Origin of the sequence: Synechococcales cyanobacterium T60_A2020_003, from assembly GCA_015272205.1 — a bacterium.
GTDB lineage: Bacteria > Cyanobacteriota > Cyanobacteriia > RECH01 > RECH01 > JACYMB01.
In genome coordinates this window covers 1-18,894 of sequence record JACYMB010000306.1, presented here as the reverse complement: position 1 = coordinate 18,894, position 18,894 = coordinate 1, and the positions used below count along the sequence as shown (strand labels likewise).

Genomic DNA, 18,894 nt, shown 5'->3' with positions numbered 1-18,894 from the left:
CTCACCCAACCTACGAGAGAATCAGGGTTGTGTGAGTTTTGTCAGTCAATCAGTGTTGCAACTCTTTGCGTCCTAACGCCAGTCTTTGAGCATTCAGTTTAGAGTAGAAGGCAGGGCAATCAAGTCCAGCACTTCACTGATTTGGATCCATCACCATGCAGGTTCGATTTGAGATTTTACGACAGGACGAAAACGGTGCTCCCTACGTTCAACCCTATGAATTAGACGCTGCTCCGGGAAATACCATCCTCGACTGTCTAAACCAGATTAAATGGGAGCAAGACGGTAGCTTATCATTTCGGAAAAACTGTCGGAATACGATTTGCGGCAGTTGCTCTATGCGGATTAACGGACGCTCGACCCTAGCGTGTAAGGAAAATATTGGCAGCGAGGTTACACGGCTAAACGCAATTTCGCCCTCGGATAGTGTGCCCACGATGACGATCGCTCCGATGGGAAATATGCCCGTTATTCGGGATTTGGTGGTGGATATGGCTAGCTTCTGGGACAACCTAGAAGTGGTGAATCCCTACGTTAGTACAGAAGCACGGCGGATTCCCGAACGGGAATTTCTCCAAACCCCTGAAGAGCGCGATCGCCTCAATCAAACTGGAAACTGTATTTTGTGCGGTGCGTGCTATTCCGAATGCAATGCCCGCGAGGTTAATCCTAATTTTGTCGGCCCCCACGCCCTCGCCAAAGCGTACCGGATGGTTGAAGATTCACGGGATAGCACCACTGAGGAGCGTCTTGAAGCCTATAACCAGGACACAACCGGAGTTTGGGGCTGCACTCGCTGCTACTACTGCAATTCGGTTTGCCCGATGGATGTAGCGCCTATGGATCAGATCAGCAAGATCAAGCAGGAGATTCTAGACCGCAAAACAGCTCAGGATAGTCGCCCGATTCGTCACCGCAAGGTTTTGATTGATTTGGTTAAGGAGGGTGGTTGGATTGATGAACGTCGGTTTGGTTTAGAAGTTGTTGGCAATTCGTTTCGGGATTGGCGTGGGTTGATAAGTCTGGGGCCATTGGGGTTAAGAATGTTAGCAAAAGGCAAGCTTCCCCTGGGCTTTGATCCGTCAGAGGGCACAGACGAGGTGCGATCGCTCATTAACGCGGTCAAAGCACAGGAAACCGCAGAATCTACGGCGGGTTCATCTCACTAGCGCTCGCCTGCGCGACTTCGAGGACGTATCATGGGGGTCGAGTCCCGCATACTGTTCCTCCCTTTCATTGAGTTTTTCTTCAACATCGCGTATGACCAACGATACCCCGGTTCAGAACGTACCAGAACCAGACACCGAGCAGCCCCTGGAACCAGCCCCCGCCTTCGGTTGGACGAGATATGCAGAGCTAATTAATGGACGGTTTGCCATGATTGGCTTTGCCGCCCTGATCGTAATTGAGCTATTGACTCATCAAGATTTCTTCTCTTGGATCGGGTTACGCTAAGCATCTAATCTCGGTAGATCGAACATTAGGTTATTTCACAATGAATCCTGGCTTTGCTCCCCCTACCCTTCGGGAATCCGCTTTGGGTCTATAAAACGGGGGACTTCAATCCATCGTTGGCTCGGTTCCTCCCGTTCTTAAGGGGGCTGGTGGGAGATCTAAACAAGGTTTGCGATCTCCTGGCTCTGAGATAGCGCCTCCAGTGGGAAAAGAAGCCCTCTTAACTTGGGGATAATCGTTCTGGGCTGCCCAGAACGATTATCCCCCACCTTGCCACGGGGAAGGTGGGAGAGGTCTGTCATGCGTTGCTGACGAAGCAGGACTTCGCTAACGGAACCTCTACCGAACGGTTAAGGTGTACTGTCCCCGCCCAGTGCTGTCGTAGGAGTTTGCGTAAATTGTGTATGTACCACGCATCGGCAGCGTCACCCTAATTTGTGAGTTCGTTGTTCTAGCGTTGGCATCATCGTTTTGCGCCAACACCTGACCATCCGGCGTTAGCACAATCAGATAGGGGTCGAACTCATTGCTTTCCAGCGAGATCGTCACGGTTTGTTCCGTTTCTCCCTCAAAACTGTACTCGTCGTAGTAGCTTCCATCCTCTGCTAGAACCTGCGATCCGCGACCCAGAACGCCTTGTTCCCGCAGTAAGACAGAGGTTGGAGCCGTAGCGGTAGACCGAGAGGGGGCTGTGGGGCCAACCTCGCCAACTCGTAGGGTGTACAGTCCTGCCTCACCAGGGCCATAGGAGTTTGCTAGTAAGGTATAGGTTCCATTTTCGGGTAACGAAACGATGATGCGGGCATTCGTACCGCCGCCCCCATCGTCATCCTGAGAGAGTTCGCGACCGTTGGGATCTAGCAGGATAAGGTAGGCGTCAATATCCTGACTTATCATTTCGATAATGACCTGTTGCCCCGCTCGTCCTTCAAATTGGTAGGTGTTGTAGAAGCTGTTATCGAAGGGTAAGACACTGCTGCCGTTGTCTAGTTGCCCTTCAACGGGTTGCGAGTTTAGAGCGATTTGCTCTGGAGGGCGGCCACCGGAGTTGGGGAACTGTTGTGCGGTTGTTGAGGCTCGACCTTCGGCGATCGCCACGAGGAACGGTTCTACCTGATCAATCGAAATTGCGAATCCCAGACCGATATTTCCCCCATCTCCGGTCGTGAAAATGGAGGTGTTGACGCCAATGAGTTCTCCGTTGCTGTTAATGAGGGGGCCACCGGAATTACCCGGATTAATCGCTGCGTCGGTTTGAATCAGGCCGCGATCGCGATCAATCCGGCTGACAATACCGACCGTAAACGTGTTTTGAAACTGACCAAAGGGGTTTCCAATAGCAAAGGCTGATTGTCCAACCTCGACTGAGTCTGGGTTTGCAATTGGAATCGTAGGAAGGTTCGTTTGGCCGGGGACTTTGACGGCGGCAAGGTCAAGCCCACCATCGGCAAAGGCAATGACATCGCCGGTTAACTCTGTGCCATCGGCGAGGATGACTTTCACCGTCGAAGCTCCGGCGACAACGTGGGCGTTGGTCAGAATCAGGCCATCTTCGCGGATGATGCTGCCGCTGCCTGTGCTATCGGGGGTCTCAATGGAGACCACGGCTGGACTGGCCTCACGATACACGCGCACCCGGATGGCTTCTTCAACATCGGTTTGAGCGATCGCCATTTGAGGCTGGGCACGACCCAACTGAGCGGGATTGAGCAGTTCTACCGGAGATAGGGCATTCAGCACATTGAGACCAACGGCTGTTCCGGACACCAGGAGTCCTGTGGTCAAGGTTTGGAAGAGAGGTTTCGTCATTCTTGGCATGGGTGAGCGATGGACGGATTACAAAAAGACGTGTACAACTGCTATACCACTGGGTGTATCGAGAGTCTGGACAAATCACCAACTTTGGAGAATCTGAGACTCTAAGTGCGACGCTGATTTTAACGACGTTCTTGGCCTTCAACCATCACGGGTATATCCATCATGGCACAGGAATTCAGCAGCATTTGCACCGATTAGGGACAGTTCCCTGTTGATCGTTAAGACTGACACGTCCTCAAAATTGTTCTCAGAGATTTTGGCCAACTTGATAACGTGAATCCCTGCGTTGAGACTATTAATCCCTACAAGCCTAGGGGTGCTAGTTCAGTAAACCATTCACGATCCCATTAAAAAACTGCCAGATTTTGGTCCAGCAGCATCTTAAAGTCTTATGGGGTAACCTCTACGAGAAACTCCGATAGGACTCGGTATCAGGAGTAGGGTATTGTCCTAGGGGTTGATAATCAACATAGGATGCATCAGTTGAGGAGGAGGGATCCAATTCGCGCGATGCCTCTGAGGGAGGACGTCTGCGGCTGCGACGGGGCGTAGGCGCATCGGCACTCGGTGGACGGCTAGAGGCAGAACGCACAGGTGGCTCATCCCCGTTATCTAAGGGGGGACGGTTATAGGCTGAAGATGCGGGTCGATCGTAGCCCTCATCCCATGTGTTAGTTTCTGGTGGGCGATCGCTGTAACGCTCAGGGGGACGCGAAGGCCGACTCGATGAGCGACGAGGTGCGGCGGCTTGGGGAGGAGGGGGATAATCATCACTTGCCCGCAGCCGTCTTTCTGGGCTAGGCCGACTGCTGGAGCGTCGTCGGGGACTGTCGTACTCATCGTAATAGCGATCAGCCCGTGGGTCTTCCGTTCCCCGAATGCGACGAGCCGAGGATCGCTCATCTGCATAGTCGTTGTAGGGCAGTTCATCCAGTTCGGCACGGTACACACGGCTGACCGGACGCTCATCATCCACAATCGGCGTTGAACGCTTAGCCTGCTCGGTGGTGATGCCCCGGAGTCGAATGTTTTCAAATACGAAAAATCCTGCGGATCCGGCTAAGGCAAGCTGGCTCAATAGCAGTAGAGGATCTAAGCGCCAGCCCTGGAACAGCAAAATGCCCCCGCAAATGAGCGCAACGGCTGAAAAGAAAATGTCATAGTCGCGAGACAACTCTGGACGCGTTGTTCGCACAAAATACAGACCTGCTGCTGCGACAATCAGCGCGATGCCTAGAATTGACGCAGGCCCTCCCCCAAAGTTAATCATTCGATAACCTCTGACTTCGCTCTAGCCCCATGCTAACGAGTTTTTAGGGAAACCTCCACTGCGACGAGCCTACCCAACGGGCGATCGCATTTAAGAATTTGCCTTGCCATCCTCGCAGATGAGCTTGTATTCCCAATACTAATACCAGAGAACCGACACATCGGCTGTGGTTTTTCGGAAACTAACAAACCACCCAAGTCACTTGCCAATTTCTCTATGCAGCACGGGTCAGCAGGAGACAACAGCAAGTTTCTTGAGTGGCGGTTGTAGATCAATCACTTCATCGACAGGTACAGGCGATCGCTCGCCTAGATCCTTAAGAGCGCTGAATTTTATCTTTTTGGCTAATGAAAACAAGCGCAACCGTAGCTGGAATAACAACAATAAGAGCACCAGCTAGCAAGCTATACAAAAAATTCGCTAAGGATGGGGTCATAACTCTGGCTTTCCTAAACGTGATTCAACTTTGCCTTCACTTATCTTATCGATCTGGTTATCTTTTGAGAAGTCCGTTTCATAATCTGAACCGCGAATCCGTAGTTTCTAAACCCCTATGGCTCCTAGCGCTTGGGAGATAGCCGTTTTGCTCTGGAATCTAGAGCTGATTAGCATCGCTGTGATGAATGAGGAGCGATCGCTATAAAATATGAGGGATTGGCTCTAACATTGCAACGTTTTATTAAGTTTTATGGTTGACCCGTTGGCGATCGCAACCTGGGGATTAGGCATTTTCCTCGGCCTGATGACCCTTTTCTTCATCTTCCGGATTGTGCTGACCTGGTATCCCCAGGCGGAGTTAAACAAGTTTCCCTTTAACCTGGTCGCGATTCCTACGGAACCTTTCCTGCTCCCGACGCGAAAGCTTGTGCCACCGTTGGGGGGAGTTGATATTTCTCCCATCCTTTGGGTGGGCATCTTTAGCCTGTTGCGGGAGTTGTTGCTCGGTCAGCAGGGTCTTTTAACTATGACAGGTCGGTTTTAGGGTTCATCGCCTTGGGCTTTGGGGGTGTGGGCGTAGGAGCACCAATCACTCCAGCTTCCCGCATAGAGATTTGCATCGTGAATGCCTGCCCATTCCAACGAGAGCAGGTTGACGCAGGCTGTAACTCCTGAACCGCAGTAAACTGTTAGGTTTTGGGGGCTGGGTAGAGAAGACCAGCGCTGTTTGTTGTGCGCCGCAGGGTAGGCGAATCCGTGCTCATCGGTGACCTCTTGCCAGGGATAGTTGAGTGCTCCCGGAATGTGTCCAGCCACCGGATCGATCGGTTCCTGTTCGCCGCGATATCGTGCTCCTTCGCGGGAATCCACTAAAATCGCTTGCCCGAGTTCGGATTCCACTTGGGCGATCGCCTTCACCCAGTGCGATCGCACTCTGGGAATAAAGGTCTTGGGCTGAGGCTGCGGTTCATCAGCGGTAACGGGACGTTCCGCCGCCTGCCACGCTGGAAATCCGCCATCCAGCACAGCTACCTGATCGTGTCCCAGATACCGCAACAGCCACCACAGACGAGACGCAAACGCAAAGCGAGAGGCATCGTAAGCCACGACAAACGTAGTTTCCCGATCAGCAAGACCGGATTGAATGCCGAGATCTGCAAAGGTTTTAGCGAGGGTGTCAACGTCAGGAAGGGGATGACGACCACCGTGGGGTTGGACAGGACTGGATAAATCCGTATTGAGATCAAGATAGAACGCACCTGGAATATGGCTGGTTTGATACTGCTGCCGACCGAGTTGGGGCTCGGCAAGGGAAAAGCGGCTATCGATGATAATGAGATTTGGGTCTTGGAGATGTTCCGCTAGCCAGTCAACCGATACCAAAAATGGCATCTCCATAGGTTTTATCCTTCTGTATTAGATGCGTCGTTCTGATCATACTGGGTGGGCGATCGCTCCCATAACCGTACGGTGGCGTCCCATCCGCCGCTGAATAGCGTATTGGCGTCTTCACCAAACGCGACTGACCATACCCCCTGCGTATGGCCGCTCAAGGTTGCAATCGTTTTAGCCTGATTCAAATTCCAAATCTTGATCGTTTGATCTGAGCTAGCACTGGCGAGGAGGTATCCTTCTGGCGCAAAGACTACGGCATTTACTGCATCGTGATGGCCTTGAAGAGTCAGGACACAGGCTTCTGTTGTGCTGTCCCAAATGCGAATGGTGCGATCGCCACTTCCGCTCGCAATCCAGCGTCCATCTAAACTAACGGCGACCGACAGTACGGGTTCTGTGTGCCCTTCCAAGAATCCGAGGGGTTGACGCTGTTTTAAGCCCCATAGACCAATGCGGCCATCATAACTTCCGCTAACCAGAACCGGACGTCTGGGATTGGGGGCAACGGAAAGAACCCAATGGTCATGGCCGACCAACGTACGCCTCAGGGTCTGGGTTTCCAGATCCCAAAGCCGAATCGTATTATCCTGTCCGCCGCTGGCGATCGCCTGATCACCGGGAATAAAGGCCACAGTCCGCACGGAATCTGTGTGTCCTGAAAGCACTGTGATTAAACGTTCGGATTGGGTATTCCAAAGCCGAATCATGTTGTCGTTGCTGCCGCTGACGACCTGCATTCCCGTACGACTCATCGCCACAGCCCTCACCCAGCCTGTATGCCCTTCAAGGCTGGTCACGAGTTTACGGTTTGGCACCGACCATAGCTTAACGGTGCGATCGCCCCCTCCGGTCACGAGCAATCCCGTTCGTGGATTAAAGGCTAGCGATCGCACCCAGGCGGTGTGTCCAGTAAAGGTGTGGGTGCAAATCCATGATGAGTCTGACTCATCCGCCCCCCCAAAAGTAGCCATAGGCCAATGTGTTTCTAAAAACTACGGTTTTCCTATCGGGTTATGAGAATTTAGATAAACTCTGCTAAGATTTGGGAAATCTTAGATCATGAAATCCGTCACCCACGCTGCACCCTGCGAAAGTTCCATGACCCGACCTTCCGACATGGCACCCCTGCCTAAAGCCACCAATGCCCCGAACGCGAATGCCGACTTTTTCTACTACTTTGCCTATGGATCGTGCATGTGTCCAGTGGATCTAAAGCGCTCCCTGGGCGAACACACCCATGAGTATGTGATTGGGCACGCCACACTGCACGGATATCGGCTCGGCTTCTTTCGGCGATCGCGCCTCCGCAACTGTGGTGTTTTGGATATTGTCAAAGATCCCCATGCGTCCGTTGAAGGCGTACTATACCGATTGCCCATGCGGTTGAGCGATCGCCTCGACGAACGGGAAGAAGGCTATCGTCATGAAATGGTAACGATTCACTCTGGTGCAGTCGAATACAGCCCGGTAAGAACCTACACCGTCATTGAAAAGCATTCCCAGGAGCATGCGCCTAACGATTGGTATTTCAATGTAGTGCTGCGAGGCGCTATGACCTGTGGTTTGCCGGAGCAGTACTGCTGGAAATTGTTTCAACATATGCACCAACTCCAGCAGCAAGAGCAGCAGTTTCCCCGCTCAGCCTAGATTTTTTGCTCGACCTTGGACAACCTGTTGGCAAACGTCAAAGATTTGATGTGCCAATGCTAGTTTCGTTGTGGGTGCAATGGCGACCTTTTCCCCGGAACGGGACAGGATAATGGCCTGGTTGCGATCGCTCCCGAATCCACTACCTGCGACATCCACGGGGTTTGCCACGATCAGATCCAACTGTTTCCGCTCCAGTTTTGCGAGGGCAGGCGGCACAATATCTCCCGTTTGCGCCGCGAATCCCACCAGAACTTGATGGGACTGTTTTTGTTGGCCCAATTCGGCGGCAATATCGGGAACTGAGGTGAGCGGGAGATCCTGAGGCAAATCCTTCTTGGGGAGTTTGTGAGCGGTGTAGATAGCCGGAGCAACATCGGCTACAGCGGCAGCCATAATTGTCCAGTCTGCCCCCGGAAATTGCTCCAGAATCGCTTGCCGCATTTCAGCCGCATTCGATACGGCGATCGCCCGCACCCCCAAGAGCCGATCGGTCAACGCGGTCTCCATTGTGCCATGAACTATTGTCACTTCGGCTCCACGGTGAGCCGCCGCCTGGGCAAGGGCAATACCCATTTTTCCCGTTGAGGGATTACCAATAAACCGCACCGGATCAAAATACTCGCGAGTTCCGCCTGCACTAATCAAGATGTGTCGTCCGGTTAAGTCCCGCTGTCCTTTGGTATGGAGGAGCGATCGCCCATAGGCTTCAATATCAATGGGTTCCGCCATGCGACCCTGGCCAACGCGATCGCAGGCTAACAGTCCGGCCTCTGGCATCATGCCGTGGTAGCGTGGGTCAGTTTGAAGCTGGTGCCAGTTCCGCTGCACCGATTGTTGTTGCCACATATCGGTATTCATGGCCGGAGCAACGAGAACGGGACAAGTGGACGCCAGGATGGTATTGAGCAGTAAATTATCCGCCAACCCATGCACGATCTTCCCCAAGGTATTAGCGGTTAGCGGTGCAAGGATCATAATCTCTGCCCACTCCCCTAGGTCAATGTGCAGGGGACGACCGTGGATCGGCTGCCAAAAGTCCTGGTCGGTATAAGCGGAATGGCGGGATAGGGTGGCAAAGGTGAGGGGTGTTACAAATTGCTGTGCGCTTTCGGTCAGGACGACACGCACCTCGACATCCCCAGCTTTGGCAAGACGGGAGACGAGGTCACAGACTTTGTAGGCGGCAATGCCTCCCCCAACTCCAATCAAAATTCGTCGTCGTTGTGTCATGCTGGCTAACTGTCTTCGGGCGATCGCGGCCATAGAAACCGAAACGTTGTGCCTTGGTTCATTTGGGACTCCACCGAAATGCTGCCGCCTTCAGTTTCCACGATTTTTTTGACGATGGATAGTCCCATCCCTGTATTTTCCCGTGTATCCTGTGCTTCTAAGGTTTGAAAAATCTGGAAAATCTTACTGTGGTAGCGCGGATCAATGCCACTGCCATCATCGGATACAAAAAATTCGTAGAATCGCCCATTCTCCTGTACAGAAATTTGGACATGGCCTGCGGTCGGATTGGGATGATGCCTGAATGCATTGGCAATTAAGTTCAGAAACACTTGCTGTAGGGGCATGCGCTTTGTGGGAAACATCGGCATATTGGGCGCAATGTTGACCTGAAACCCATCAGGGGGAGCCAAAGAATCCACTAAACCTTGCAACATAGCGTTTACGTCCACCTGTTCAACCGGGGTTTGGGCACGCCCAACGCGAGAATAGTCCAGCAGTCCATCAATCAGCGCTTCTAGGCGATGAACTCGGCCTCGTAGCAGTTGCATTTGACGCTGGTTTTTCGCAGGCAGAGATCCCTCCAGATCCTCTTCAATCCATTCCGACAAGTTGGCGATCGCCCGTAGGGGGGCTTTCAAATCGTGGGAGGCAACGTAGGCAAACTGATCTAACTCCTGGTTGCGGCGTTTCAAGAGAGCCGTGGTTCGGGATAGAACCGTGTTCAGGTAGGACAGTTCCTCGGCGCGTTCTTGAAGCTTGAGTTCGGCTTGCTTCCGCTCCTGAATATCCTCGATCACAACAATGAAGTAGGTGGGCGAGGCAGATGACAAATCAGGGGTTTCAACGGTCTCCGAGGGAGTCTTGACAAGCGATACGGTAATACTGACCCAAATTGACACCCCGTCTTTGCGGATATAGCGCTTTTCCAGGGAGTAATGGTCAATTTCGCCTGTCAGAGTTTGCTGGACTAACGCCTCATCGCTGGCTAAGTCGTCCGGATAGGTGATGTCTTGAAAGGTTTTGTTCAGCAATTCTTCCCGCGAATATCCAACGATATCGCAGAGGCGCTGATTGACGCGTAACCATCGCCCCGACGGATCAACATGGGCAAACCCCACAGCCGCTTGCTCGAAGGTGGCCCGAAATCTTTCTTCGCTGGCTTGCAGGGCATATTCGGATGCTTTGCGATCGGTGATGTTGGTCAATGTGCCGACATAACCAACGACCTCCTGCTGGGCATTTTTCTCTGGGCGAGCCTGAGCTAGTACCCAAACGATCCGTCCTGTGGGGTGTAGAAAGCGGTACTCCAATCGAAAGATCTGCTGTTGTTGGGCGGCCTCATACCACGTTTGAATGACGCGATCGCGATCTAAAGGATGAAGCGTTTGTGACCATTGGTGCCCCATGGCATCTTCGGCAGCAATGCCAGTCAGTTCACACCAGCGTTCATTCACGTAAATACAGTGCCCAGCGCGATCGGTGCGAAAGATGCCTACGGGCGATGTCGCCATCAATGCTGCGTAATACTGTTCTTTTTCGTGGGCATTCTGAAGCTGCTGCTGCGTTTGGTGCAATTCGCGTTTTAAGCCTTCTACCTCTTGGTGAAGGTGCTGAACGTCAGAAATAGAAGGATGTTTGAGATTAGCCATGATCTCTAGAAACGGTGTAGATGTGCACAATGCCACCTTGACTGCGGCACTCGGTTCCGAGTCGGCTTCGAAGGCATAACTCTAGGATACGGAACTGCTGGGGTGGCAGATGGGCAAGATTTACGGATTTGAAGGCGACTGGGCATCAACCCCACGCTAGTCAAGCGATCGCTCGATTCACATCCTCCCGAAATCCTAAATTTGGGATTGGAATGAACGCTGAACGTGATCGGGATGAGTATTAGAAACTATGAACAGGGCGATCGCCCATCTGTCCCTTGCTGGCTCCCCTAGGAGAATCATCCTGTTGGGTGAAATCCCCAACAGAAGCGAGTTTTTAACATCTCTCTTAAGGCGGATTATGGCGATCGCTTGTCCAGATTAAAAACCGTCCTAGTCCGCCTAGAGCAATACACCGATCGAGGGATAGAGTCATATTGCCTTCGGTGTAAGGCTTTGTTGGCCGATCATGCCTCAATTCATGTACGTGCTGACTCTGATCTAGCTCTCTAAGGTTCCCGACGCCTAGCGTGGAACACCGAATAGTGGCATAGCCGAGGGCTAGTCCTTACTAGTTCTTAGGGGGTACGGTTCTGGCTCAAGTCATCAATCAAGCACATTGGTTTGAACCTGTATCCTACCGTCTTCCGTGGTGTCATCAGCAAGGAGCCGTCGCATGTCAGATTCAGAACAGGTCAACCCTTTTCGAAACCCAGCGGTATCGCGGGAACTTCTTAAGGCAAATGAGCATCCATCTACACAGGAATCCCTGGAGCTGAGTGTACCCATGAGTCAGTCTATTCCTATCTCCTCTTGGTCAGCAGCGAAGTCTGGATCATCCCCGACTCCTGCATCTCCGACCACCTTATCCACCTATGATCTCATCTTGCGGTGTCAGGAGGGTATGCAGCCCGATCGCACGGCCTTCTCTGAGCTACTGCGACGTTACCAATCCCATGTGGAGCGGGTTTTATATCACCTTGCCCCCGACTGGTCTGACCGAGCCGATCTAGCCCAAGAAGTTTGGATTCGGGTGTACCGCAATATCAAACGGTTACAAGATCCTGTGAAGTTTCGGGGATGGTTAAGCCGGATTGCGACCAATCTCTTCTATGACGAGTTGCGGAAACGCAAACGGGTGAGTCCGCCGCTGTCGCTGGATGCCCCTCGCCTTGCAGAAGATGGAGAAATGGACTGGGAAATTGCCTCGGATGAACCCGGACCCGATGAACAGTTGAGCACCCGTGAGTTTTATGACCAGTTACGGGATGCGATCGCAGATTTGCCCGAAGTTTTCCGCACCACGATTGTATTACGCGAAATTGAAGGCATGCCCTATGAAGATATTGCCGAATTGACTGGCGTATCCCTAGGCACGGTCAAGTCCAGAATTGCACGGGCACGGCAGCGGTTACAGTCCCAACTGCAACCCTACCTTGAGGCATAGACCGTCGATAGAGCAACGGTTGTACTCACCGCTTCTGAACTCGCTTCAGACTGCAATAGTGATGAAAGTGCAACATACTACCAGGTTTTTAGAACCTTGCTCTATGATCTGACTGGGTGAATAGCTCAACTTGGTACACGTAGCTCCTGGGTGTGACCTGGTTTCTATCTCTTTGAGTAGATCAGCGAAAATGAATCACTATTTTGATGCTCGTGACAACTCTAAACCGATTTCTCCTCTCCCTGAGGCGTTGGAGGATCAGGTTCAGCGCGCGGACGTAAGTACTGCTTTATGCGGTACTCCAGATTGTCTGGATAACCTCAAGCGCGATCGCTTTGAAATGATTAGTGCGTACTTGGATGGCGAAGGCTCGTCGGAGGAGCGTCGCCAAGTGGAGTGCTGGCTAAAGAACGACGCTACGGTGCAGCAATTGTACTCCCGGTTGTTACGACTCCGCGAGGGAATTCAAACGCTACCCGTTCCAGTATCCAGTACTGCAAGCATTGAGCAGACGATTGATCAAGTCTTTGCCCGGTTGGATGCTGAACAGCCCAAAGCAACCGTTCCCTTTGCCCAGGCCGAGCTTTTGAGTGCCTATCTAGACGGTGAAGTAACCCCTGCCGAACGGCAGCAGGTGGAGCGTTGGTTAGCAAACGATCCGGCTCTCCAGCGTGTGTATGCCCAGATGCAGCAGATGCACCATGCTGTTCAAACCCTGCCGATGCCGGAGGGTGAAATGACGTCGGCGGATGTGATGGCGGATCGGGTTTTTGCGCGGGTGCAGCGTCGCCGTACAAAGCGAGTCTTGGTCTGGGGGGGTGCAGCGGCAGCGGCGGCGATCGCTGGCGTGGCGACGGCTCTGTTCGGAGGGTTCAATGCTCCCACTCCGCAGCTTGCCACTAATTCCACGGAGCAGCCCACCTCTGAGGTTGCGGTGAGTGATGATGCGTTGATGATTGCGCTCGATCGCCCCATCATTGAAATTCCCAAGGTGTCCCCTTCTCAGCCTCCCATGACGACCCCTACTCCAGCGCAGAGTATTCAGTAAATAGTTTGCACTCAGACGCGACCCGTCCAAGGGGAGGTTGGATAAATTTTTCCTCCTCGGGCGATCGCTCTTTCTGCAACCATCCGATAGATCCAGGCAGTACCAGTGCGACTCAGGTCGAGGTTAAAAATCTCCGTGAGTTCGCGCTGGTATTCATTTTCGTGGGGCGATCGCCCTGGCACATAGCCTTCTAGTTCATCTAACCGAACTAAGATCTCTGGGTTGTCAAAGATTAGGCAGCATCCCTGGATCGGGCGATCGCCCACGGTCATGGCGGGATAGCCCACGGGTAGATCGTACAGTTCCCCATAGGCGATCGCTGGATAAGCATCCACCACAAATCCCCCACAGTAGGGATCGTGATACTTTTCTCCGGGCTGAAGCGTACCGTAAACAAACACAGCGTAGTGAGATTTTTCCATCGCGTTATCAACCTGCTACCGACCTGCGAAACCAACCATTACAATGATGAAGTACTAAAAGTAGCTAGAAATAATTAACCATATAATCCCAAAAGCGCTGCGCGGTCGGCGCAGGGCAAGTCTGGTTTTAATTCGGTCGAGTTACTGATCTGAGTTCTAAGTTTAGAGGAGTTTATCGGCGTGGAGTCTCGGTACAGCCCAGCAGAAATTGAAGGAAAATGGCAGCAGATATGGGCGAATCAACGCCTAGATCGGGCTGACGAGGATGCCGATAAGCCTAAGTTTTATGCCCTATCTATGTTTCCCTATCCATCGGGAAATTTGCACATGGGGCACGTCCGCAACTACACAATTACGGATGTGATCGCCCGTGTCCGCCGGATGCAGGGGTATCGCGTCTTGCACCCCATGGGCTGGGATGCCTTTGGTCTACCTGCGGAGAATGCCGCCATTGATCGGGGGGTTCATCCCGCGAAATGGACGTATCAGAATATTGACCAGATGCGATCGCAGCTTCAGCAACTGGGCTTGTCCTACGACTGGGATCGGGAAGTCGCCACCTGTTCACCGGACTATTACCGCTGGACGCAGTGGATTTTCCTGGAATTTTTCAAAGCGGGATTGGCGTACCAGAAAGAATCTGCCGTGAACTGGGATCCTATCGATCAAACTGTGCTGGCCAACGAGCAGGTCGATAGCGAAGGCAAATCCTGGCGATCGGGGGCAAAGGTTGAACGGCGAATGCTGCGCCAGTGGTTTTTGAAAATTACCGACTACGCCGAACAACTCCTGAATGATTTGTCCTTGCTCGACGGGTGGCCGGAACGGGTGAAGCTGATGCAGGAAAACTGGATCGGCAAATCTACAGGTGCTCACGTCACGTTTCACACGGAAACCGGAGACGAAATCACGGTGTTCACCACCCGACCCGATACCCTCTGGGGCGCAACCTTCATGGTGCTATCGCCAGAGCATCCCTTAGTGCCTAAACTCACGACACCGGAGCAAGCCGCCACGGTAGATGCCTATCAAAAGGCCGCATCGGAAAAGAGCGAGATTGACCGCACCGCCGAAGATCGAGAAAAAACCGGGGTCTGGACAGGCAGTTACGCGATTAATCCCGTCAATGACGAAAAGATTCCCATCTGGATTGCCGATTATGTGCTGATGGGCTACGGCACAGGCGCAATTATGGCGGTTCCGGCTCATGACCAGCGGGACTTTGAATTTGCCAAGCAATTCAACTTGCCGATCAAAGTTGTAGTGCAGCCCGAAGGCGAAACCTTGGACGCAGAAACGATGACCGTTGCCTATCCCAATGATGGGGTGATGGTTCACTCTGGCCCCTTGGATGGTGTTGCGGCGGGTAAAGGGGAAGGGCAAAGCGTCGAAGCAGCGATCGCCTGGTTAGAAAAACAGGGTAAAGGACAGCGCACCATCAATTACCGTCTGCGGGATTGGCTGATTTCACGGCAGCGCTATTGGGGGGTGCCTATTCCGGTTATTCACTGTCCGAGTTGTGGAGCCGTTGCTGTACCGGACGATCAGCTTCCCGTAGAATTGCCCCAAGAGGTTGAATTTTCCGGACGTGGCCCTTCTCCCCTAGCGAAATTGGAAACGTGGGTCAATGTTCCTTGTCCCTCCTGCGGTGAACCCGCCAAGCGTGAAACCGACACGATGGATACCTTTATCGATTCGTCATGGTATTTCCTACGGTTTACCGATGCCCGCAATGAGTCTCAAGCTTTCGATTCGGCCTGCGCGAACGATTGGATGGCAGTGGATCAGTACGTGGGCGGGATTGAACACGCGATTTTGCACTTGCTCTACTCGCGCTTCTTTACCAAGTTTTTGCGCGATCGCGGCTTGCTCAATGTAGACGAACCGTTCAAGCGGTTGCTAACTCAGGGCATGGTACAAGCCGCAGCCTACAAAAATCCGACCACCGGGAAGTATATCGCACCAGCCGATGTGCCGGATTTGGCGAACCCTACGGATCCAACAACGGGTGAAGCTTTGGAAGTTGTCTTCGAGAAGATGTCGAAGTCGAAGTACAACGGTGTTGATCCGGCCAGCGTCTTGGGTCGCTACGGTGCGGATACGGCACGCATGTTCATCTTGTTCAAAGCTCCCCCGGAAAAGGATTTGGAATGGGATGACGCGGACGTAGAGGGACAGTTTCGCTTTTTGAATCGGATTTGGCGCTTGTGTCGTGAGTTTGATCCAGCAACCGTTACGGCTCCATCAGGGACGTTGAGCAAGGCGGAGAAGGATCTGCGGCGTGCCGTCCATACTGCGATTAAAGAAATTACCGATGACCTTGAAGGTGATTATCAGTTCAATACCGCCGTTTCAGAACTGATGAAGCTCAGCAATGCCTTGGCAGACGCCGCCTGCAAAACCTCTCCGGTGTATCAGGAAGGGATTGAAACCCTGTTAAAGCTGTTGGCTCCCTTTGCGCCCCACATCGCAGAAGAGTTGTGGCATGATCTGGGTCATACTGATTCTGTCCATCAGCAGAACTTCCCGAAGGCTGACCCAGCGGCTCTCGTCGTTGATGAGATTACGCTGGTCATTCAAATCATGGGCAAAACTCGCGGTAATATCCAGGTTCCAGCCCAGGCCAGCAAAGACGAACTGGAGCAATTTGCGCGTGACTCGGACATTGCCCAGAAATACATTGCAGGGAAAGAAGTGAAAAAAGTGATTGTCGTGCCCGGAAAACTGGTAAATTTTGTGGTGGCCTAACCGGACGTGCGATCTCACCTAAGATTCACTCCATTCCTGCTGACCTTTTCACACCATTCATGAAGCACTTTAGCCTGTTTGTATTGACTGGACTCTACAGTTTGCTATTTACTGCCTGCTTTTTCCGAGAAGCAGCTAGTAATGCAGATACCGAAGAGTCGGTTTATCTATCTTCCACGGAAACTCCGAATGGAGCCTTAGCGGAGGAAGAGTCATCGGCTAGTCCTCCCCAAAATAAGGTCGTGATGAGTAATTTAGGCCAAGGCGTTCAGGAAGTTAACTTGGATCTCTTTGAGGCGGAAGGGTTACCCATCGCGGTTTACTTGCCGTCGAATCAATTTCAGGGAGAGAGCGTTGAAGGTGAAAGCGGCAAGGAAATTCACCTCTTCTACGAACCGAATGGAGAGCGGCAGTCGGATGTCCAGATCCACTTTTGGTTCCCTGAAGCAGCAACAACCTTGGAAGAGGTACGAAACTTGGTTTTGAGCCCGGAGGGACCCATTAGTGCCCAAGGGTTAACGATTACCGATCGCACGGAGGTCGTTTCCTACCCGTGGGCGCAGGAAAAGTTTGTATATCAGCGAATGGACGACGAAGCCGCCGAAAGCCTAGAGCAGGGCTTTGCGTTTATTGGAGAGTACACTGATTCTGTAGGTAAACCAGGCTTTTTCATTGTCATGATGCAGTATCCTGCAAAACAGGCAACGACCTTTGAAACCCAAGCTGCCATGATTTTAGACAACGTAGAATTCGTCGATAAGGCTTTCTAGGTATGGATGCACACGACTTTATGCGAGAGGCGATCGCCCAATCGGCGTACAGCGTTCACTCCGGGCAGGGAGGCCCGTTTGGAGCGGTAATCGTTCAGAACGGGCAGATCGTCGCACGGGGGCACAATCAGGTGACCCCCACGAACGATCCCACTGCCCATGCTGAAGTCGTTGCCATTCGGGAAGCCTGTAAGACGCTCAATACCTTTCAGTTAGATGGCTGTGAGCTATACACAAGCTGTGAACCGTGCCCGATGTGCTTGGGTGCCATCTACTGGGCACGTCTCGATCGCATTGTCTATGCCAACACGCAGCAAGATGCCGCCGATATTGGGTTTGACGACCAGTTCATCTATGACGAGATCAATCGCCCCGTTGCAGAGCGAAAATTGCCCATGACCCAAATGCTGCGTGAGGAAGCACTACAGGTGTTTCAGGATTGGGTGAACAAGGTCGATCGGGTGAATTACTAACCTCTGAAGCGCTAGCTGGCGATCGCCGCCAGTCGCCGTTCACTGACAAGCGTCACAAAGTTATCTAGAATTTGAAGTCCAGCCTTAGAGGACTTCTCGGGGTGGAACTGCACTGCTAGAAGATGATCCTGGGCGATCGCGGCGGTAGCGGTCTGAGTGCCATGGGTAATGGTTGCTGCATTCACATTGGGACCAGCAGGAGCCGCGTAATATGAGTGAACGAAATAAACCCAAGGATGTTCAGGCAGGTTTTGCCAGAGGGGATTATGGGGTTGGGTAAGGTCGAGCTGATTCCAGCCCATGTGGGGAATTGTGATGCCGGGTTCGGGTTGAAATCGGCGTACCGTTCCTTTCACGATTCCTAGTCCAGGCTCACGCCCTTCTTCGCTACCCTCAAACAAGATTTGCAGTCCTAGGCAAATACCAAGAAAAGGTTTGCCACTTGCCACAATATCCTGAATTGGAGAAATCAAATCGCGCGATCGCAAATGTTGGATGGCTGGATCAAAGGCACCGACTCCGGGCAGAACAACGGCGTCGGCAGCTAAAAGATCAGTGTAGGAATCGGTCACGACGGTCTGAGCGCCAGCCACCTCCAAACCCTTGCAGGCGGAGTGAAGGTTGCCCATGTCGTAGTCAACCACGGCAACTACCGGAGAACGCTGAGCCATCGTTAAATCCCCCTAAATTTTGAACTCCCCAGGCAGGATTCGAACCTGCGACCAATCGGTTAACAGCCGACCGCTCTACCACTGAGCTACTGAGGAACGCGAGTCTAATAATAGCTAGAATGACTGTCTTTTTGCAACCCCTGCTGGAATTTTTTTTGAGTTTTGCAGATGAGTTCGGCTTTGTTGCATGATTAGAAGGATGATCAGGCTCACCTTGAGGTCGTCCGGGTATTAAGCTTCGACTTTGTAGCTATCGGGTTTAGCGATCTGAATCATGCGGTTGAGCGCAATACATTTGATGAACAATTCCACGGCTTGATTGTCAAATTGACGCGCACTGAGATTGCCCCCAAAAATAGTCTTAAAGCGGAACATGGTAGTTTCAGCAATCGAACGACGATGATAGC

At 52.4% G+C, this 18,894-nt stretch carries 20 protein-coding genes and 1 tRNA gene; 10 read left to right on the top strand and 11 right to left on the bottom strand.

Going from position 1 to position 18,894, the window contains the following annotated elements:
• Nucleotides 1-155 precede the first annotated feature (155 nt).
• Nucleotides 156-1,169, top strand: coding sequence for a succinate dehydrogenase/fumarate reductase iron-sulfur subunit (locus IGR76_15145; GenBank protein ID MBF2079808.1), 1,014 nt, complete (start codon nucleotides 156-158; stop codon nucleotides 1,167-1,169).
• A gap of 91 nt (nucleotides 1,170-1,260) precedes the next feature.
• Nucleotides 1,261-1,455 carry a high light inducible protein gene (locus IGR76_15140; protein MBF2079807.1) on the top strand — a complete coding sequence of 65 codons (195 nt, stop codon included), beginning with the start codon at nucleotides 1,261-1,263 and terminating at the stop codon, nucleotides 1,453-1,455.
• A 339-nt stretch (nucleotides 1,456-1,794) separates the two neighbouring features.
• Here IGR76_15140 and IGR76_15135 read toward each other — a convergent pair whose 3' ends face one another.
• The gene (locus IGR76_15135; GenBank protein ID MBF2079806.1) at nucleotides 1,795-3,264 is read right to left on the bottom strand and encodes a trypsin-like peptidase domain-containing protein; all 1,470 of its coding nucleotides are present in this window, start codon (nucleotides 3,262-3,264) and stop codon (nucleotides 1,795-1,797) included.
• Nucleotides 3,265-3,266: 2 nt separating this feature from the next.
• Between IGR76_15135 and IGR76_15130 the strand changes: the two genes are divergently transcribed.
• Nucleotides 3,267-3,488: a hypothetical protein gene (locus IGR76_15130; protein MBF2079805.1), complete on the top strand. Its 222-nt coding sequence runs from the start codon at nucleotides 3,267-3,269 to the stop codon at nucleotides 3,486-3,488.
• Nucleotides 3,489-3,676: 188 nt separating this feature from the next.
• Here IGR76_15130 and IGR76_15125 read toward each other — a convergent pair whose 3' ends face one another.
• Nucleotides 3,677-4,543, bottom strand: a complete 867-nt coding sequence (locus IGR76_15125; protein MBF2079804.1) for a Ycf66 family protein — start codon at nucleotides 4,541-4,543, stop codon at nucleotides 3,677-3,679.
• A gap of 316 nt (nucleotides 4,544-4,859) precedes the next feature.
• On the bottom strand, nucleotides 4,860-4,979 hold the full coding sequence (locus IGR76_15120; protein ID MBF2079803.1) for a photosystem II reaction center X protein: 120 nt from the start codon (nucleotides 4,977-4,979) through the stop codon (nucleotides 4,860-4,862).
• A 252-nt stretch (nucleotides 4,980-5,231) separates the two neighbouring features.
• Between IGR76_15120 and IGR76_15115 the strand changes: the two genes are divergently transcribed.
• Nucleotides 5,232-5,525: a YggT family protein gene (locus IGR76_15115; GenBank protein MBF2079802.1), complete on the top strand. Its 294-nt coding sequence runs from the start codon at nucleotides 5,232-5,234 to the stop codon at nucleotides 5,523-5,525.
• On the opposite strand, the gene IGR76_15110 is transcribed toward IGR76_15115, so the two are convergent.
• Both IGR76_15110 and IGR76_15105 read right to left on the bottom strand, forming a co-directional pair.
• Nucleotides 5,522-6,373 (bottom strand): sulfurtransferase, encoded by an 852-nt coding sequence (locus tag IGR76_15110; protein MBF2079801.1) that lies wholly within the window; start codon nucleotides 6,371-6,373, stop codon nucleotides 5,522-5,524. The two genes, IGR76_15115 and IGR76_15110, sit on opposite strands and share 4 nt — an antisense overlap.
• Nucleotides 6,374-6,384: 11 nt before the next feature.
• Complete coding sequence (locus IGR76_15105) at nucleotides 6,385-7,347, bottom strand: WD40 repeat domain-containing protein (protein ID MBF2079800.1); 963 nt, start codon at nucleotides 7,345-7,347, stop codon at nucleotides 6,385-6,387.
• Nucleotides 7,348-7,474: 127 nt separating this feature from the next.
• Here IGR76_15105 and IGR76_15100 point away from each other — a divergent pair, with 127 nt between their 5' ends.
• A complete protein-coding gene (locus tag IGR76_15100) occupies nucleotides 7,475-8,023 on the top strand; it encodes a gamma-glutamylcyclotransferase (GenBank protein ID MBF2079799.1) in 549 nt (182 codons plus the stop codon).
• On the opposite strand, the gene coaBC is transcribed toward IGR76_15100, so the two are convergent.
• Entirely contained in the window at nucleotides 8,015-9,256 is a 1,242-nt protein-coding gene (gene coaBC, locus IGR76_15095) for a bifunctional phosphopantothenoylcysteine decarboxylase/phosphopantothenate--cysteine ligase CoaBC (protein ID MBF2079798.1), read from the bottom strand. The two genes, IGR76_15100 and coaBC, sit on opposite strands and share 9 nt — an antisense overlap.
• A gap of 5 nt (nucleotides 9,257-9,261) precedes the next feature.
• On the bottom strand, nucleotides 9,262-10,770 hold the full coding sequence (locus IGR76_15090) for a PAS domain S-box protein (GenBank protein MBF2079797.1): 1,509 nt from the start codon (nucleotides 10,768-10,770) through the stop codon (nucleotides 9,262-9,264).
• 925 nt (nucleotides 10,771-11,695) lie between these two features.
• Here IGR76_15090 and IGR76_15085 point away from each other — a divergent pair.
• Together IGR76_15085 and IGR76_15080 are read left to right on the top strand one after the other, a co-directional pair.
• Nucleotides 11,696-12,355, top strand: a complete 660-nt coding sequence (locus IGR76_15085; protein ID MBF2079796.1) for a sigma-70 family RNA polymerase sigma factor — start codon at nucleotides 11,696-11,698, stop codon at nucleotides 12,353-12,355.
• A 190-nt stretch (nucleotides 12,356-12,545) separates the two neighbouring features.
• Nucleotides 12,546-13,403, top strand: a complete 858-nt coding sequence (locus IGR76_15080) for a DUF4880 domain-containing protein (protein MBF2079795.1) — start codon at nucleotides 12,546-12,548, stop codon at nucleotides 13,401-13,403.
• A gap of 11 nt (nucleotides 13,404-13,414) precedes the next feature.
• On the opposite strand, the gene IGR76_15075 is transcribed toward IGR76_15080, so the two are convergent.
• On the bottom strand, nucleotides 13,415-13,825 hold the full coding sequence (locus IGR76_15075) for a gamma-glutamylcyclotransferase (GenBank protein MBF2079794.1): 411 nt from the start codon (nucleotides 13,823-13,825) through the stop codon (nucleotides 13,415-13,417).
• A gap of 180 nt (nucleotides 13,826-14,005) precedes the next feature.
• Between IGR76_15075 and IGR76_15070 the strand changes: the two genes are divergently transcribed.
• Genes IGR76_15070 through IGR76_15060 form a run of 3 tightly spaced genes read left to right on the top strand, consistent with a single transcriptional unit; the run spans nucleotide 14,006 to nucleotide 17,816 of the window.
• Nucleotides 14,006-16,573 carry a leucine--tRNA ligase gene (locus IGR76_15070; GenBank protein ID MBF2079793.1) on the top strand — a complete coding sequence of 856 codons (2,568 nt, stop codon included), beginning with the start codon at nucleotides 14,006-14,008 and terminating at the stop codon, nucleotides 16,571-16,573.
• A gap of 59 nt (nucleotides 16,574-16,632) precedes the next feature.
• On the top strand, nucleotides 16,633-17,343 hold the full coding sequence (locus tag IGR76_15065; GenBank protein MBF2079792.1) for a hypothetical protein: 711 nt from the start codon (nucleotides 16,633-16,635) through the stop codon (nucleotides 17,341-17,343).
• Nucleotides 17,344-17,345: 2 nt separating this feature from the next.
• The gene (locus IGR76_15060; protein MBF2079791.1) at nucleotides 17,346-17,816 is read left to right on the top strand and encodes a nucleoside deaminase; all 471 of its coding nucleotides are present in this window, start codon (nucleotides 17,346-17,348) and stop codon (nucleotides 17,814-17,816) included.
• A gap of 11 nt (nucleotides 17,817-17,827) precedes the next feature.
• Here the strand turns inward: IGR76_15060 and hisH are convergent, their stop codons facing one another.
• The 3 genes from hisH to IGR76_15045 form a co-directional block, all read right to left on the bottom strand.
• Nucleotides 17,828-18,487 (bottom strand): imidazole glycerol phosphate synthase subunit HisH, encoded by a 660-nt coding sequence (gene hisH, locus IGR76_15055; GenBank protein MBF2079790.1) that lies wholly within the window; start codon nucleotides 18,485-18,487, stop codon nucleotides 17,828-17,830.
• Between the two features lie 24 nt (nucleotides 18,488-18,511).
• Nucleotides 18,512-18,583: transfer RNA gene (locus IGR76_15050), tRNA-Asn, on the bottom strand.
• Between the two features lie 135 nt (nucleotides 18,584-18,718).
• Nucleotides 18,719-18,894, bottom strand: a 176-nt coding sequence (locus tag IGR76_15045; GenBank protein ID MBF2079789.1) for an IS5/IS1182 family transposase, incomplete at its 5' end; no start/stop codon positions are given.

What these genes read in the sequence shown, in the direction of transcription:
- IGR76_15145 (MBF2079808.1), top strand. Translation starts at nt 156, where the DNA reads ATGCAGGTTCGATTTGAGATTTTACGACAGGACGAAAACGGTGCTCCC.
- IGR76_15140 (MBF2079807.1), top strand. Translation starts at nt 1,261, where the DNA reads ATGACCAACGATACCCCGGTTCAGAACGTACCAGAACCAGACACCGAG.
- IGR76_15135 (MBF2079806.1), bottom strand. Translation starts at nt 3,264, where the DNA reads ATGACGAAACCTCTCTTCCAAACCTTGACCACAGGACTCCTGGTGTCC.
- IGR76_15125 (MBF2079804.1), bottom strand. Translation starts at nt 4,543, where the DNA reads ATGATTAACTTTGGGGGAGGGCCTGCGTCAATTCTAGGCATCGCGCTG.
- IGR76_15120 (MBF2079803.1), bottom strand. Translation starts at nt 4,979, where the DNA reads ATGACCCCATCCTTAGCGAATTTTTTGTATAGCTTGCTAGCTGGTGCT.
- IGR76_15115 (MBF2079802.1), top strand. Translation starts at nt 5,232, where the DNA reads ATGGTTGACCCGTTGGCGATCGCAACCTGGGGATTAGGCATTTTCCTC.
- IGR76_15110 (MBF2079801.1), bottom strand. Translation starts at nt 6,373, where the DNA reads ATGCCATTTTTGGTATCGGTTGACTGGCTAGCGGAACATCTCCAAGAC.
- IGR76_15105 (MBF2079800.1), bottom strand. Translation starts at nt 7,347, where the DNA reads ATGGCTACTTTTGGGGGGGCGGATGAGTCAGACTCATCATGGATTTGC.
- IGR76_15100 (MBF2079799.1), top strand. Translation starts at nt 7,475, where the DNA reads ATGACCCGACCTTCCGACATGGCACCCCTGCCTAAAGCCACCAATGCC.
- coaBC (MBF2079798.1), bottom strand. Translation starts at nt 9,256, where the DNA reads ATGACACAACGACGACGAATTTTGATTGGAGTTGGGGGAGGCATTGCC.
- IGR76_15090 (MBF2079797.1), bottom strand. Translation starts at nt 10,770, where the DNA reads ATGGCGACATCGCCCGTAGGCATCTTTCGCACCGATCGCGCTGGGCAC.
- IGR76_15085 (MBF2079796.1), top strand. Translation starts at nt 11,696, where the DNA reads ATGAGTCAGTCTATTCCTATCTCCTCTTGGTCAGCAGCGAAGTCTGGA.
- IGR76_15080 (MBF2079795.1), top strand. Translation starts at nt 12,546, where the DNA reads ATGAATCACTATTTTGATGCTCGTGACAACTCTAAACCGATTTCTCCT.
- IGR76_15075 (MBF2079794.1), bottom strand. Translation starts at nt 13,825, where the DNA reads ATGGAAAAATCTCACTACGCTGTGTTTGTTTACGGTACGCTTCAGCCC.
- IGR76_15065 (MBF2079792.1), top strand. Translation starts at nt 16,633, where the DNA reads ATGAAGCACTTTAGCCTGTTTGTATTGACTGGACTCTACAGTTTGCTA.
- IGR76_15060 (MBF2079791.1), top strand. Translation starts at nt 17,346, where the DNA reads ATGGATGCACACGACTTTATGCGAGAGGCGATCGCCCAATCGGCGTAC.
- hisH (MBF2079790.1), bottom strand. Translation starts at nt 18,487, where the DNA reads ATGGCTCAGCGTTCTCCGGTAGTTGCCGTGGTTGACTACGACATGGGC.